Source organism: Sanguibacter sp. TS_SC_8 (genome assembly GCF_055361235.1).
The window spans coordinates 1,139,323-1,153,743 of the sequence record NZ_CM143955.1 but is presented as its reverse complement, the minus strand read 5'-3'; the positions used below and the strand labels follow the sequence as shown (position 1 = coordinate 1,153,743).

The 14,421-nt window shown below is 69.6% G+C and carries 13 protein-coding genes and 2 tRNA genes; 4 read left to right on the top strand and 11 right to left on the bottom strand.

The window, feature by feature from the left end:
- Positions 1–64 precede the first annotated feature (64 nt).
- Entirely contained in the window at positions 65–1,099 is a 1,035-nt protein-coding gene (locus tag ACWA15_RS05095; RefSeq protein ID WP_464058357.1) for a LacI family DNA-binding transcriptional regulator, read from the top strand.
- Between the two features lie 12 nt (positions 1,100–1,111).
- Here ACWA15_RS05095 and ACWA15_RS05090 read toward each other — a convergent pair whose 3' ends face one another.
- The 6 genes from ACWA15_RS05090 to ACWA15_RS05065 form a co-directional block, all read right to left on the bottom strand.
- Positions 1,112–2,578 (bottom strand): PP2C family protein-serine/threonine phosphatase, encoded by a 1,467-nt coding sequence (locus tag ACWA15_RS05090; protein WP_464058356.1) that lies wholly within the window; start codon positions 2,576–2,578, stop codon positions 1,112–1,114.
- Between the two features lie 9 nt (positions 2,579–2,587).
- Entirely contained in the window at positions 2,588–3,274 is a 687-nt protein-coding gene (locus tag ACWA15_RS05085; protein ID WP_464058355.1) for a GAF and ANTAR domain-containing protein, read from the bottom strand.
- A 197-nt stretch (positions 3,275–3,471) separates the two neighbouring features.
- Positions 3,472–4,626, bottom strand: coding sequence for a N(5)-(carboxyethyl)ornithine synthase (locus ACWA15_RS05080; protein WP_464058354.1), 1,155 nt, complete (start codon positions 4,624–4,626; stop codon positions 3,472–3,474).
- Positions 4,627–4,777: 151 nt separating this feature from the next.
- Positions 4,778–5,770, bottom strand: coding sequence for an NAD-dependent epimerase/dehydratase family protein (locus ACWA15_RS05075; RefSeq protein WP_464058353.1), 993 nt, complete (start codon positions 5,768–5,770; stop codon positions 4,778–4,780).
- A 10-nt stretch (positions 5,771–5,780) separates the two neighbouring features.
- Entirely contained in the window at positions 5,781–6,539 is a 759-nt protein-coding gene (locus ACWA15_RS05070) for a molybdopterin-dependent oxidoreductase (RefSeq protein ID WP_464058352.1), read from the bottom strand.
- The gene (locus ACWA15_RS05065; protein ID WP_464058351.1) at positions 6,536–6,976 is read right to left on the bottom strand and encodes a DUF3995 domain-containing protein; all 441 of its coding nucleotides are present in this window, start codon (positions 6,974–6,976) and stop codon (positions 6,536–6,538) included. The genes ACWA15_RS05070 and ACWA15_RS05065 overlap by 4 nt, the downstream gene beginning before the upstream one ends.
- Before the next feature lie 36 nt (positions 6,977–7,012).
- Here ACWA15_RS05065 and ACWA15_RS05060 point away from each other — a divergent pair, with 36 nt between their 5' ends.
- The gene (locus ACWA15_RS05060) at positions 7,013–7,576 is read left to right on the top strand and encodes a TetR/AcrR family transcriptional regulator (protein WP_464058350.1); all 564 of its coding nucleotides are present in this window, start codon (positions 7,013–7,015) and stop codon (positions 7,574–7,576) included.
- A 122-nt stretch (positions 7,577–7,698) separates the two neighbouring features.
- Here the strand turns inward: ACWA15_RS05060 and ACWA15_RS05055 are convergent.
- Positions 7,699–7,772, bottom strand: a tRNA-Met gene (locus ACWA15_RS05055).
- Between the two features lie 84 nt (positions 7,773–7,856).
- Positions 7,857–8,477 carry an ABATE domain-containing protein gene (locus tag ACWA15_RS05050; protein ID WP_464058349.1) on the bottom strand — a complete coding sequence of 207 codons (621 nt, stop codon included), beginning with the start codon at positions 8,475–8,477 and terminating at the stop codon, positions 7,857–7,859.
- Positions 8,478–8,602: 125 nt separating this feature from the next.
- On the opposite strand from ACWA15_RS05050, the gene ACWA15_RS05045 reads away from it, so the two are divergent.
- A complete protein-coding gene (locus ACWA15_RS05045) occupies positions 8,603–9,154 on the top strand; it encodes a carboxymuconolactone decarboxylase family protein (protein WP_464058348.1) in 552 nt (183 codons plus the stop codon).
- A gap of 122 nt (positions 9,155–9,276) precedes the next feature.
- On the top strand, positions 9,277–9,762 hold the full coding sequence (locus ACWA15_RS05040) for a nuclear transport factor 2 family protein (RefSeq protein WP_464058347.1): 486 nt from the start codon (positions 9,277–9,279) through the stop codon (positions 9,760–9,762).
- An 87-nt stretch (positions 9,763–9,849) separates the two neighbouring features.
- Here ACWA15_RS05040 and ACWA15_RS05035 read toward each other — a convergent pair.
- From ACWA15_RS05035 to ACWA15_RS05025, 3 genes are all read right to left on the bottom strand, one after another.
- A tRNA-Met gene (locus tag ACWA15_RS05035) sits at positions 9,850–9,923 on the bottom strand.
- Positions 9,924–10,111: 188 nt separating this feature from the next.
- Positions 10,112–11,128: an aldose epimerase family protein gene (locus tag ACWA15_RS05030; protein ID WP_464058346.1), complete on the bottom strand. Its 1,017-nt coding sequence runs from the start codon at positions 11,126–11,128 to the stop codon at positions 10,112–10,114.
- A 113-nt stretch (positions 11,129–11,241) separates the two neighbouring features.
- Positions 11,242–14,283 carry a UPF0182 family membrane protein gene (locus ACWA15_RS05025; protein WP_464058345.1) on the bottom strand — a complete coding sequence of 1,014 codons (3,042 nt, stop codon included), beginning with the start codon at positions 14,281–14,283 and terminating at the stop codon, positions 11,242–11,244.
- Positions 14,284–14,421: the final 138 nt, after the last annotated feature.

Sequence of the window (14,421 nt, the reverse complement as noted above, 5' to 3'; positions counted from 1 at the left end):
CCCACTAGGCTGTGCCCACCATCGTGTGACCACGGCCACTCGTTCGGCGCGAGGGAGGAACACCGTGCCAACCAGCGACGACGCAACGACGCGTCGACGCACCGCCACGCTCAAGGATGTGGCGCTGCTCGCCGACGTCTCCATCGCCACCGCCTCCAAAGCGCTCAACGGTCGAGACAACGTCCATCCCGACACCCGTCGCCGGGTGGTCGAGGCTGCCGAGCGGGTCTCGTTCACCCCGAACCGGCTCGCCCGGACCGTCGCCCCCCAGCGCACCGGAGCCATCGGCCTGCTGGCCCACGACCTCGAGGAGCGCGCCTCGACCCTCATCATCATGGGGGCTGAGGACGCGGCCAGCGCGCGCCAGGTGTCGGTCGTCCTGTGCGACGCCCGCGGGGACTCGACCCGCGAGCGTCACCACCTCACAGCTCTGCTCTCGCAGCGGGTAGACGGACTCCTCGTCATCGGCAGTCGGACCGACCCGCGTCCCTCCCTCGGTCGTGACCTGCCCGTGCCCGTGGTGTACGCCTATGCTCCCTCCCTCGACCCTGCCGACTGCTCGGTCGTCCCGAACAGCACGGGCTCGGGAGCTCTCGCTGTCGAGCACCTGCTGGCAGGAGGCCGTCGCCGGATCGCCCACGTCTCGGGTGACGCCGACGCTCTCGTCGCACGCGAACGCGCCGACGGGGCGGTGCGCACCCTCGCCGACGCAGGCTTCCCCCTGGCCGGTGGCAGGGTGCTCTACGGCAGCTGGACGGAGTCCTGGGGGCGGTCTGCCGCGCACACCCTCATGGACAGCGACCCTCAGATCGACGCGATCCTGTGCGGCAGCGACCACATCGCTCGCGGGGTGCTCGAGGCACTACGTGATCGCGCGATCGACGTGCCTCGCACGGTCGCAGTCATGGGCTTTGACAACTGCCCCGTCCTGGTCGGCGGCGCGCGGCCTCCGCTGACCAGCGTCGACACGGACCTTGAGGTGTTGGGCGGGCGCGCCGCCCACCGGCTGCTGGGGTCTGGTGCGAGCGGGGGGCACCCGGGCGTGGAACGGCTCGACTGCCGGGTGGCGGTCCGCGAGTCGACCGCCGACGGCCACTGACCCACCCTCACGTCACTGGGGACCAGCGGTGACGAAGATCCGCTGGGCGTCGCGGGTCCAGTGCACGAGGACCACCGTGCAGTCGTCCGTGAGCTCACCGCCCTGCCAGTCCAGCACCGTCCGGCACAGCTTGCGGGTCATCTCCGGCAGCGGCGTGAGCATCGCCGCCTCGCGTTCGAGGAAGTCGACCAGGCCATGGGTCCCGAACATCGTCTGAGATGCGTTGCGTGCCTCGGTCACCCCGTCGGTGAACAGGACCAGGCAGTCACCGGGTTCCAGGTGTTCCTCACCGATGCTGATCGACGAGGCCTCGAGGCCGAACAGGGGTCGGCGCCCTGAGCGCAGCGTGCGCACGACGTGACGGTCGCGCAGCACCACAGGGTAGGGGTGCCCTGCCGACACGTAGCGCAGCCGCCCCGTCATGAGGTCGAGGTGTGCCAGCACACCGGTGACGTAGGTCCCCGGGCCGAACTGGTCGGCCACCGCCCGGTCGACCGCCTCGGCCTGGGCGAACAGCGAGCGCCCCTCCCGCCGTGCGTTGCGATAGGCGCACAGAGCCGTCGCAGCCACCAAGCCCGAACCGAGGTCGTGCCCGGTCGCGTCGAAGAGCGCGACGTCAGCCGCTGAGTCGGAGACAGCGGCGTCGAAGATGTCGCCGCCGGCGTCGTTGATCGGCTCGACCCGGCCGGTGATGACCACCTTGTCGGTGCCCGTCGTCATCGGCGGGAGCAGCGCCCAGACCAGCTCGGAGGCGATGCTGCGCTCCTGCTGGCGCCGGATCCGGTCGATCGCGTCCCCGTGCCTGCTCACCACGGTGATCAGGTGACCGGCGAGCTGAGCCAGAAGCTGGACGTGCTCACGCAGCGCCGCGTCCACCAGCCGTGCGCTGTCCACCCGCACCTCGAGCACACCCATGCGCACCATGCCGTCGGCGACCGGGACCCACAGGTGCGCCCCGCCGCGCTCGGAGGCCTCGACGGAGAACTGACGGTAGGCACGCCCTGCCAGGGTGGAGTCGACATCGAGGTGCACCTGGCCCACCGTGAGTCTGCCCGGGAAGGCGACGAGCACGCTCGTCGAGTAGTCGACGATGTAGAGGACCACCTCGACACCGAGCAGCTCGGCGGCGGCGTCCAGCACGCCGGGAAGGCCGTCCGGCGCCATGAGACGAGCTCCCTTGAGCAGCTCCACCATCGCGGCGAGCGGCTCCTGGGCATTGGTCGTCGACCGCAGGGGCCCCGCGTAGGCTGCCCGGTTCCGGGCGCGCGCCACCTCCATCTGCTCGTTGATCACCTGCGCCACGAGGTCCTGCTGCTCAGGGTCGAGCCGGGTCCTCCCGTCGAGGAAGTCCGAGAGAGTCTCAGGCCCGGCGCTGCCCCCCACCGAGAAGTACCGCAGCCACAGCTCGTCCACGCTGAGCCCGGAGCGCTCGAAGGCGCGCACCACCGCGTCCAGGACCTTGTCCCCTGACGTCGGCATCGCTGCTCCTCAACGACCGGGCCGTCGCGCGACTGCGTCGACGAGCTTGGCCGCGACCTCGTGGACCGGTTTGCCGTCGCGCTCGGCGATCCCCACGAGCCGCGCGAAGGCCATGTCGGCGGGCACCGTGTCCCTCGACATGATGATCCCTTTCGCGAGGTTCACTACGTCCCGCCGACGCAGCGCCGCTCGCACCCGGTCGCTCACCCGTCCCGCCTGGTCGGCGACCTGGTCGCTCTTGAGCAGGAAGGCCGCCTGGGCCGCCAGCAGGGCGAGCATCTGCTCCTGCCGGTCGCCGAAGGCCGCGGGCTGGTGGGCGTAGACCTTGAACGCACCGAGCCCTTCGTCCCCGGCCACGATCGGTGCGCTGATCACGGAGAGCACCCCGAGCTCGACCGCGACCGCGGACCACTGCGGCCACCGGCGGTCCAGGCGCAGGTCGTCGGAGCGGATCACCGAGCGCTCGGTCCACGCAGTCAGGCAGGGTCCCTGTGCCAAGGAGTACTGCATGTCGTCGAGACGCTCGACGACGTCGTCGGTGGAGGCGAGCGACTGCGGCACGCCGTCTGCACCGATCACCGAGAGTCCCGCACCGCAGGCGTGCTCGATGCTCGTCACCGCGACCGACGTCACGAGGAGGGCTGCGGAGCGGAGCGCCTCACGGGTCAGCAACCCGCCGGTCGACCCCGCGAACACGGTTCCCAGCTCGTCGGAGACGGACCCTGTGACTCGTTCCTCACGCCCGGGCGGGGGTCCTGACTGCGTCGTTTCCGCCAGCACTGCGGTCGTCGGCACGGTTGATCGTTCTCGGAGCATGGCACCTCCCAGGATGAAATCCTGTATCTGACGCTACGCCTGTTCCGGTGCCGTGGCGAGGTGTGCCGGGGGCAGCGTCAGCCCGTGCGAGGCGCGTGCGGGTGCTCCTCGGAGCGGCCCTGGAAGGCGAGGATCGCAGGGTTGAGCACGTGGCCGTCGCGGATCTCGATCGCCCGGGTGATCGTCTCGTCCGCTGCCCACGACGCGGGTCCCTCGAGGACGGTCCGCAGGAACGGCAGGAGCGCCTCGCTGATCTCCCAAGTCGCCGAGTTCCACAGATAGGACGGGCTGTGGTCCACGGCGTAGTAGTTGGTGCTCTCCCCCACCGTGATCATGGGCTCGGTGAAGGAGGTGGGGTGTGCCCACTCGAACCCCATCCCCGCGTCGCAGGAGACGTCGATGATGAGGCTGCCGGGCCGGAAGGCGGACAGGTCGTCGGTGCGCAGATAGGTCAGCGGCGCCTCGGGGTCCTGGAGGGTGCAGTTGACCACGATGTCGGCGGTCGCCAGGAACGGCGCGAGCGGCACCTTGCCCTGCTCGGTGATGACGTTGCTGAGGAAGGGCGCGGCGTCGTCATGGTCGAACTGCACGATCCGGACGGAGTGGATTGGTGACCCGACCGCCGCGACGCCGCGGTTGGTGAGCACCTGGACGTCGTGGATTCCGTGGGCGTTCAGTGCGGTCACCGCACCGCGCGCGGTCGCCCCGAAACCGATGACGACGGCGCTCAGGCGCCGGCCGTAGTCGCCGGTCGAGCCGCACAGCTGCAGCGCGTGCAGGACCGAGCAGTACCCGGCCAGCTCGTTGTTCTTGTGGAAGACGTGCAGGGCGAAGCGGCCGTCGCTGGCCCAGTGGTTCATCGCCTCGAAGGCGATGAGGGTGAGGCTCCCCTCGATCGCGACCTGGGTGAGCTCACGGTCCTGCACGCAGTGCGGCCAGCCCCACAGGACCTGCCCCTCGCGCAGCTCGGCGAGGTCGCGTGCCTGAGGCTTGGCGAGCAGGACGACGTCGGCCTCGGCGATGATCTCGGCGCGGCTGGCGATCCGGCCGACCAGCGGGGCGAGCTGGGCGTCGGTACAGCCGAAGTCGGCGCCGTAGCCGGTCTCCAGGATGATCCGTGAGCGCAGGTCCTCGTCGATGAGCTCGAGGTGCGACGGGTGGATCGGGAGTCGCCGCTCGTCGAGCTTGCGGGAGGTGGCCATGACCCCGAGGGTGAGCAGCGGGACGGTCATCGGGTCACCCGCTCCGTGCTCGACGCGCGCGGAAGAACGGACGGATGTGAAGACCTGACGGTCATCGTGACTCCCTCAAGGGTCACCCCATTGGTGAACCATCACCAAGAGTATCCCGAGAAATCGTCAAGAGGCCATATGTCGGTCGGCGTCAGGCCACGCGGAACCGCTCGACCAGGCCATCCATGAGCCCATCCATCCGAGCGTCGACGGTCCGCCGCGCAGGGTCGCCGTCGTGCCACTCGACGATCTCGCGCGCGCCCTGCTCGAAGGGGATGGTCGCCCGGAACTCCGGGACCAGGGAGCGCACCTTGGAGTTGTCGAAGATCATCGAGTGCGCCTTGTCCCCGAGCAGGCCGGCGCCCCACCCGGCGTCGACCGCAGCGATCGCGGCGGAGGGGACGTGCACGATGCGCGCCTCCACGCCGGCGGCCCGGGCGAGGGCCTCGACGATCTGGTTCCAGGTCGGCGAGTCGTCGGAGGTGATGTGGAAGGCGTCGCCGACCGCGCGGGCGTGGCCCAGCAGCGGGACGAAGGCCTTGGCGAAGTCCTCGTTGTGGGTCAGCGTCCACAGCGACGTGCCGTCCCCGTGGACGACGACCTCCTTGCCCTGGCGCATCCGCTCCACGGCTGTCCAGCCGCCGTCGAGCGGGATGCTCGTGCGGTCGTAGGTGTGCGAGGGACGGATGATCGTCACCGGGAAGCCGGAGTCGCGGTAGGCGCCCACCAGGAGGTCCTCGCAGGCGATCTTGTTGCGGGAGTACTCCCAGAACGGGTTGCGCAGCGGTGTGGACTCCACCACCGGGACCCGTGCCGGCGGCGTCTGGTAGGCCGACGCGGAGCTGATGAAGACGTACTGCCCGGTGCGGCCGGTGAACAGGTCGATGCCGGCCTGGACGTGTGCGGGCTCGAAGGCGACGAAGTCGACGACGGCGTCGAAGTCGTGTCCGGCGAGCGCCTCCCGGACCGCCCGGGGGTCTCGCACGTCGGCGTGGTGGACGGTCGCCTCTGCGGGCAGCGGGCGAGGTGTGCTCGACCCCCGGTTGAGGACGTGCAGGTCGATCCCCCGCTCGACGGCGAGCTGTGCGCTCGCCGAGCTGATGACCCCGCTGCCGCCGATGAACAGTACTTTCAGTGCGCTCATCTTCGTCACCCTAGTCGCTGCGGCGGCTCGGGGGGACGGACGCGGCCGAATCGATTCGATCCAGTCGACCGCTGGGTCGAGATCGGAGCGAACGCTCGGCGGTCAGCGCCGTCGGCACGACCAAGGCGCGGTATGGCCAGCGCAGGAGCCTGCCTGGTATGCGGCCGTGCCGTTCCTCGAGGGCGACCCGTCCACGGAGGTGTTCCAGCCGACCGGGTGCTCGGTGCCCAATCAGCCGCAGCCCCACGAGATGCTTGACGCTCTTGTAGCCGTACTGCGCGGGACTGACCAGCCGCAGCGGCGCACCGTGCCGCGCGTCCAATGGCTGCCCGTCCAGCTCTCGGGCCAGCAGCACGTGGTCTCCGAGCAGGTCCTCAAGCAGGAAGACGACCGTGTACCCGTCTCTGCCTCGAGCCTCCACGAGTGCGAACTCCGCCGCTGGGTCGAGCCGCGGCACGACGACCTCGTGCCAGAAGTCCCGCATGGGGATGCCCGCCCACCGCAGCGCGCGGACGCTCCAGGTCGTCACACAATGGAAGTCGCTCACCTGCTCCCGCCGTGGGAGGGCGTCCAGCTGGGCCGACGTCACGACGAGACTCTCGGCGATCCCGAGTCCGTCGAGGCACAGCTCTTCGGGGCCGGCCGGCGGGGGTGGGGTCCGCGACTGCTTCCCGAAGCGCGGAAAGGAGTCGCGCAGCAGGCGCTGTCCCGGGGGCAGACCGTCGACGCGCCTGGGCCAGTACGCGGACATCGCCAGCCGGTCGCTCACCGAGGCCCCCCGTGCACCGATCCCACGGCCGCCGCTCCGAGCACGATGCACAGGGGTGAGTAGATGCGGAGGTCGTGGTGCCTGTAGACCGCCGTCGAGTCCCCGATCTGGGCGCCCGACATCACGAGGCCGCCCATCCCACGAGCCAGCAACACCGCACCCACTCCGCGCGCTCCCAGCCGCACCCATCGATGGAGCGAGGCCGTGGTCGACGCGGCCGCGGTGATGCCGACTGCCGTCGAGAGCAGCCCGACGACCCCCCACGTCACTCCCGCCGAGGGGAAGGGCTGGCGGCCGACAACGAGGTCCGCCAGCTCGTCCTGGTCCGCCGCCGGCCAGGGCGAGCCTGTGGCCCATGCCGCGTGCAGCGACGCCGCAGCCGCGAGCCCGGTCGTGGCCACCAGAGCAGCAGTGCGTCGCGCCATCTCCGTACTCATCCGTATGGTCATGTTCCGTACGGTAGCGTATGGAACATGACGCCGCCATCTCATCTCTCTGCTGACGACTGGGCGTTGGCTGCGCTCGAAGCCATCGCCCTGCGCGGCCTCGAAGGACTGCGCGTCGAGGGACTCGCCCGGCACCTTGGTGTCACCAAGGGCAGCTTCTACTGGCACTTCACCGACCGCTCGAAGCTCGTCGAAGCGGCGCTGCACCTGTGGGAGCAACGCGGGACGATCGACGTCATCGCCCAGCTGGCCACGATGGACGACCCGGCCGACCAGCTGCGCAGCGTGTTCGACGCCTCCTTCGGCGACGAGGCCCACGGACTGGTCGACGTGGCGATGGTGACACGGGCCGACGACCCGACGGTCGGACCTGTCGTTCGCCGCGTCACCGAGACACGAATCGCGTTCCTGCACCAGATCTTCCGGGCGCTCGGGTTCACACCGGCGAAGGCGGCGGTCCGTGCGCGGATGGCCTACTCCACCTACATCGGCCACTTTCTGGTCCGCCGTTCCCTGCCTGGCGACGCGGTCCTCGTCACGCGCACGACCGCCTATCGTCGGCAGCTCCTCGAGCTGCTGTCGACCGACTGATCAGCGGCGACACCCGTCTGCCCATCGCATCGAGTCGATGTGACGGGTCGACGATGGGACCGCACGACTCCCCCAAACGAAAAGGTCCAGGTCAGCCTGTGGCTGACCTGGACCTTCTTTTGTAGCGGGGACAGGATTTGAACCTGCGACCTCTGGGTTATGAGCCCAGCGAGCTACCGAGCTGCTCCACCCCGCGTCGGTAAACACAACTCTACGTCATGTTTGAGGTTGCCCCGACCACCACCGTCGGAGGACCCTGCCGCCCCCCTCAACGGGCACGTCAACGCGTCCGTCCGTGGCGCGCGTAGTGCCGCGCCGCGCGGGCGCGGTTGCCGCACGCAGTGGAGCACCACTCGCGGCGCGGGTGGTCCTTGACGAAGTAGAGGACACACCCGGGGGCGAGGCACGCTCGCAGCTCAAGATCGTCGCCGTGGCCGAACAGGACGATCGTCTCGGCCGCCAGATGGCTGAGCAGTGCCTGCGCGCCGGTCCCGGCGGCGTCGGTTCGCGCGCTGAACGACCTCTCACCGTAGAGCTCGAGGACCGGCCAGGACGGCGTGCGACCCGCACAGGCATTCACCGTCGCGACCGCTTCCTGGACATCGGCGGTCGCCGACTCGGCCCGTTCACGGGGGTCCTCGGTGCGGTGCGCCGCGAGCCGCCGGGCTGCGTCACGGAGACGGCGCAGATCAGTCACGTCCGTGGCGGCGACCGCGTCGACGCGGTCGCGGAGCGTCTCGGTCAGGCGCGGCGCGAGCGCCGCGATCCAGCCTGCTGCGTCTGGGGCCGTCTCGAGGGAGTCGTGGATTCCACCGCGGTCTGCCCAGATGGTGTTCATGAACTCCACCGGCAGAGGCTCGCCGATGAGGGGTGCACTGGTGGTGGGGGCGTCGGTACTCACAGCCCCATCCTACCGCGCCTAACGGATAGAAGGGCATCGTGCCGTTTGACATCCAGAACCGGATCCTGCACTCTTCTCTAACGGAAGCAACTGCTTTCACCCGTTAGAAGGATGAAGGAGAAGCCATGACCCGCATCGCCCCGATCGAGCCCGAGAACGCCACCGGTACCGCCGCCGTCCTGCTGGAGCAGGTACGGAAGTCGCTCGGCGTGACGCCGAACATGACGAAGGTGATGGCGACCAGCCCGGCCCTGCTCGCGGGCTACCTCGCCCTCTCCGGTGCACTGGGCGGCGGTGTCATTCCCGCCCCGGTCCGCGAGCGGCTGGCCCTGGCAACCGCAGAGGCCAACGGCTGCGAGTACTGCCTCTCCGCACACACCTACATCGGCGCGAACATCGTCAAGGTGGACGCCGACGAGCTGGTCCGCGCTCGCTCGGCCGAGTCCACCGACCCGCACACCGCCGCCTTGCTGTCACTCTCGGACGCGATCCTGCAGAACGCCGGCGACGTCGACGACGCCGCCCTGGCGGCCGGACGCGCGGCCGGGATCACCGACGCCGAGATCGGTGAGGTCGTGGGACACATCGCGCTCAACGTCCTGACGAACTACTTCAACGTCCTGACGCAGGTCGAGAACGACTGGCCGGCCGTCATGCCGGGCTCCCTCGCGGCCTGAGTCGCGGCGCAGGTCGAGGGGCTCGGCGACCTTCCGGTCGCCGGGCCCCTCGCCCTGGAACCACGCACCGACGAGTGCACAGAGGCGCGCAGACAGAGCCAGAACAACGAAGGGGTACCCCCATGACCGAAAGCCGACCATCGTTCCCGCCGTTCCCGCCGTTCCCGCCGTTCGACGAAGAGTCCGCCCTGCACAAGGTGCAGGCGGCCGAGGACGCCTGGAACAGCCGTGACCCGCACCGCGTGAGCCTCGCCTACACACCCGACTCCGTGTGGCGCAACCGAGGCACTTTCATCACCGGCCGCGAGCAGATCGTCGACTTCCTCACCGCCAAGTGGGAACGCGAGCTCGACTACGTCCTGCGCAAGAGCCTGTGGGGCTTCCGCGGCAACCGCATCGCCGTCCGCTTCCAGTACGAGTGGCACGACCGTGCAGGTCAGTGGCACCGCAGCTACGGGAACGAGCTGTGGGAGTTCGACGACCACGGCCTCATGCGCCGCCGCGAGGCGTCGATCAACGACACCGCCATCACCGAGGACGACCGCCGCTACCTCGGGCTCCGCAGCGAGGAAGAGCGCATCGCGGGCTACGAGATCCCGCTGTCGTAAGCACGCCGACGCTGGGTCAAGCGCTGGTCGGGTGGGGCGGGAACGTGTTCAGGCCCGGAGAACAGTGTTCTCCGGGCCTGAATCTCGTAGCGGGGACAGGATTTGAACCTGCGACCTCTGGGTTATGAGCCCAGCGAGCTACCGAGCTGCTCCACCCCGCGTCGGTAAACACAACCTTACGTCACGTCGGCCGTCGAGCCAACCGAACACCCCGTGACCCCAGTCACAGCCCAGCCCACGCCCCGCTGAGTGCGGGCGAACGGCTGCGCAAACCCGACATCGGGCAGCCGTTCGCCCGCACTCAGCGGAGGTGCTGGGCGTGGGTGGGTGGGCGGGGGCGTGGGTGGGGTCAGTGGGTGATGGTCTGGGCGCCGAAGGCGAAGGTCTTGGTCTGGCCGACGGCCAGACGGACCTCGTGCTCGCGGTCGGGGCGGTTGAAGGCGTCCGTCGTCGTCTCGAGGGGCTCGATCGCGGCGGACTCGCGCTGGCGGGTGGCCAGTGCGTCGCCGGTGAAGACGAGCAGCGTGCCGCGGTCCTGCCACACGGCCACACCCTCCCCCGTCGCCGGGTCGGTGAGCAGCGTGCGCGACCTGCCGTCGGCGTCGGGCACCAAGCGGTCCCAGGCGTGGTCGTAGACCACGCCGGCGAGGGTCTCGTGGACGAGGTCGGAGTCCATCGGGGCGTAGGCCGCGTCGCCGGCGAGCGGGACGAGCGTGGCGTCGGTGACGATCGCGGCGCGGGCCGGGACCCGCAGGGAGAGGGTGTCGATCGTGGCGTGCCCGGGAACCCGGAAGTAGGGGTGCCAGCCGGCCGCGACCGGCGCGTCGGACTCGCCCACGTTGGTGTACGTCAGCACCACGTCGAGGGAGGACTCGGTGAGCTCGAAGCGCACGGTGGCGTCGAGGGCGAAGGGGTACCCGGCGATGTCGCCCGGGCGCAGGGTGTAGGCGAAGGTGATGCTCACCGCGCGGGGGTCGGAGGTGTCCTCGTCGACGACCGTCCAGTCGGCCATCCGTGCCGAGCCGTGGATGACCTCCTTGTCGACCGGGAACTGCAGGCCCACCTCGTGGGTCACCCCGTCGAAGGTGTAGCGGTCCTCCCGCAGGCGGTTCGCGAAGGGAAGGAGAATCGCGCTGCGTCCCCCGTACTGGCCGGCGAAGTCCGCCTCGTCGACGTACCCGTCGATGAACTCCCCCAGCCCGCCGTGCCACGGAGCCGTCCAGGACAGCACGGTGGCTCCGCGCACGAGGATCTCCGTCTGGGCGCCGCTGGCACCGTGGCGCAGGATCTTCGTGGGCAGGGTCCCGAACGTTCCGTCCGAGATCGTGTTGGCGACGGGGGTCGCGGGTGTGTTCATCGTTGTCATGTCCCTATCGTCCTCGCTCGACCGTGCTGTCGGCAAACTGCCACGCACGACGACGGCGACGCACCCTGTGGGGATGCGTCGCCGTCGTCGTTCACTGAGACCTCACCGACGAGCTAGCCGAGCTCAGCCTCTGCGGCGATGGCTGCCTCCAGCGCCGCGGTGAGGCGCGCCTGCGCCTCGCCGTAGGCTGCGAAGTCGCCCGCGGTGAGGGCGGTCTGGCTGTCCGCCAGGGCCTGACCCGCATCCGCCAGCGCCGCGGTGAGCCGCGCCTGGGCGTCCCCGGCCGGCGCGTCGGTCGGTGTGTCCGTGGGCGTGTCCGTGGGCGTGTCGGTCGGCGCGTCCGTGGGCTCGTCGGTCGGGGTGTCCGTCGGGGCGTCCGTGGGTGGCGCCTCGACCGGCACCTCCCCCTCGTCGGGGGCGGTCGCGTCCCCGGCGGTGGCACCGGAGTCCCCGGCGAACACCTGGTCGAGCGCCTCGTCGAGGGTGTCGGCGAAGCCCACCTGGTCACCGAAGGCGACCAGGACCTTGCGCAGCAGCGGGAAGACCGTCCCGCTCGAGGACTGCACGTAGACCGGCTGGACGTAGAGCAGCCCACCACCCATCGGCAGCGTCAGCAGGTTCCCGTTCTTGACGACCGAGTTGCCCTGACTCAGCAGGTTGAGGACGCGTGCGATCTCCGTGTCGGAGTCGAAGTTGTTCTGCACCTGACCCGGCCCGGGCACGGTGGACCCTCGCACCAGCTCGAGCAGCCGGAGCTGGCCGTAGTCGCTGTCGGGGGTCCCTGCGACGTTGCCCGCCTCCGCGTTGACCGCCAGATACCCGGTCATGATGTTGCGGTCGCTCGTTCCTCCGGTGATGAAGGAGGAGGACAGCGAGAACGTCGGCGTCGTCTCGCCCGGCATCTGCAGCGTCTGGTAGTACGGCGGCTGGAGCGTGACCGGGTCGCCTTCCTTCAGGGTCGGCTCGTCCGGGCTGCGCCAGAAGTCCTGTCCGGAGAAGAACTCGCTCGCGGTGGTCACGTGGTACTTGGTGAGCAGCGACCGCTGGACCTTGAACATGTCCTCGGGGTAGCGGATGTGGCTCATCAGGTCCCCGGAGATCTCCGAGACCGGCCGCACCGTGTTCGGGAACACGCCCTGCCAGGCCTGGAGGATCGGGTCCTCGGCATCCCACGCGTAGAGGGTCACCGAGCCGTCGTAGGCGTCGACGGTGGCCTTGACCGAGTTGCGGATGTAGTTGACCTCCTGCGGCGCCTGCGCCTGGATGCTCAGCGAGGCTGCGGTGAGGGAGTCGGTGGTGGCGTCCTCGAGGGACTGCGAGGCCGAGTAAGGGTACTCGTCAGAGGTGGTGTATCCGTCGACGATCCATACGACCTTGCCCTCGACAACGGCCGGGTAGACCCTGCCGTCCAGGGTCAGGTACGGGGCGACCTTCTGGACCCGCTCGCGCGGGTCACGGTCGTAGACGATCTGCGACTCCTCGGTGACCCGGTCGGAGAAGAGGATCTCCTCGGACTGGAACTTCAGCGCGTAGAGGGTCTTGTTGAGGAAGGAGCTCACCGACGGGCCGATCGCGATCTCTTCCGTGGGGAAGGTCGTGTTGACCTGCCCGCCGGTGTCGTCGGTCGGGTAGTCGAGCTCCCAGGGGTCGGTTCCCTCGGGGGCCCCGACGATCGAGAAGGACGGCGCCGTCGGCGAGAAGTAGATCCGCGGCTCGTAGCCGCCGGGGGCGAGCTCCGTCAGCGCACCCACCGAGGGGATGCCCCCCTCGAAGAAGGCGGGCCGGCCGTCCGGGCCGATCTGGTTGCCGTAGGCGGCGACCACTCCGAAGCCGTGGGTGTAGACCGTGTGGTCGTTGACCCAGTTGCGCTGCGCGTTGTCCAAGCCACCGAGCTCGAGCTCACGGACGGCGATGACGGTGTCGCGGCTCTCGCCGTCGATCACGTAACGGTCGACCGAGAGCGTGTCGGCGAAGTTGTAGTAGCCACGGTTCTGCTGGAGCTGACGGAAGGACGGGCTGACGATCGTCGGGTCGAGCAACCGGATCGACTGGGTCGTCTGGGCGTCTTCCCGCAGCGCGCCCTGCTCGGCTGTGGTCTTCGCGTCGTAGCTCTCCTGGACCTTGATCCCGTCGATGTCGAAGGCGGTGCGCGTCGCGTCGATGTTGCGCTGGATGAACTCGGCCTCCTTCGTCTGGGCGTCCGGGGTCACCTGGAATCGCTGGACGACGGCCGGGTAGACACCGCCGACGGCGATCGCCGCGACGACCATGAGGCCGACGCCGATCGCCGGCAGCCGCCACGTGCCGCGGACGGCCGTGACGACGAACAGGGCAGCCACGAGGAGCGCGACCCCGGCGAGGATCGCCTTGGCCGGGATCACCGCGTTGACGTCCGCGTAGGAGGCGCCGGCGAACTTGTCACCGTCGGTCTTGAGGAGGGAGTACCGGTCGAGCCAGTAGTTGAGCCCGATGAGGACCATCAGCACCGCGGCGATCACCGCGAGCTGGATCCTGGCCGCGGGGGTCGTCCGGACGCCCCCCTCGGCGATCCGCACCCCGCCGTAGAGGTACAGCGTCGCGAGCGCGGCGATCCCGGAGATGACGACGACGGCGACGAAGAACCCCGCCACGAAGCGCAGCGCAGGGAGGATGAAGACGAAGAAGGACAGGTCGATGCCGAACTGCGGGTCAACGGTGCCGAAGGACACCGAGTTGAGCGCGAGCAGCACGGTGGTCCACTGCGAGGACGCCGCGACCCCGGCGAACAGGCCGATGAGGACGGGCGCGGCGATCATGACGAGCTTGCGCAGCGGCTCGATCGCCTCGCGGTACTGGTCCAGCGTCGCCTGCTCGGGGGTGGAGGGTGCGTAGATCGGCCGGTTCCGGTAGGCCAGCTGCAGACTCGCCCAGACGGCCCCGCCCATGATGAGGAATGCGCCGGCGAAGAGTGCCGCACGGGCTCCCCACTGGGTCCAGATGACCTTCTCGTACCCGAGCTGGTCGAACCACAGCACCTCCGTCCAGAACTGCGCGAGCAGGAACAACGCCACCACGACCATGCCGACGGCGATGGCGGTGATGACGAGCGGACTCGGCCTGCGGCGACCCGGACCCCGCGTGGGGGCGGGGCGGCGCGGCGGTGCTGCTGAAGACACGACGGAGAATCCTCGCTGTTGGTGGCACTGCTCGGTGAGGGCTGCAGAATCGGCTCTCACCCGGTCAAACGCTTGTGGACATCTTTAGGTTCCCACAGTTCATCCGCCGGTCGCATCGCGACCAGCACCCCGGACGCG

Coding starts and splice junctions, on each gene's coding strand:
- ACWA15_RS05090 (WP_464058356.1), bottom strand. CDS start 2,578: ATGCCGACGTCAGGGGACAAGGTCCTGGACGCGGTGGTGCGCGCCTTC.
- ACWA15_RS05080 (WP_464058354.1), bottom strand. CDS start 4,626: ATGACCGTCCCGCTGCTCACCCTCGGGGTCATGGCCACCTCCCGCAAG.
- ACWA15_RS05075 (WP_464058353.1), bottom strand. CDS start 5,770: ATGAGCGCACTGAAAGTACTGTTCATCGGCGGCAGCGGGGTCATCAGC.
- ACWA15_RS05065 (WP_464058351.1), bottom strand. CDS start 6,976: ATGAGTACGGAGATGGCGCGACGCACTGCTGCTCTGGTGGCCACGACC.
- ACWA15_RS05060 (WP_464058350.1), top strand. CDS start 7,013: ATGACGCCGCCATCTCATCTCTCTGCTGACGACTGGGCGTTGGCTGCG.
- ACWA15_RS05045 (WP_464058348.1), top strand. CDS start 8,603: ATGACCCGCATCGCCCCGATCGAGCCCGAGAACGCCACCGGTACCGCC.
- ACWA15_RS05040 (WP_464058347.1), top strand. CDS start 9,277: ATGACCGAAAGCCGACCATCGTTCCCGCCGTTCCCGCCGTTCCCGCCG.
- ACWA15_RS05030 (WP_464058346.1), bottom strand. CDS start 11,128: ATGACAACGATGAACACACCCGCGACCCCCGTCGCCAACACGATCTCG.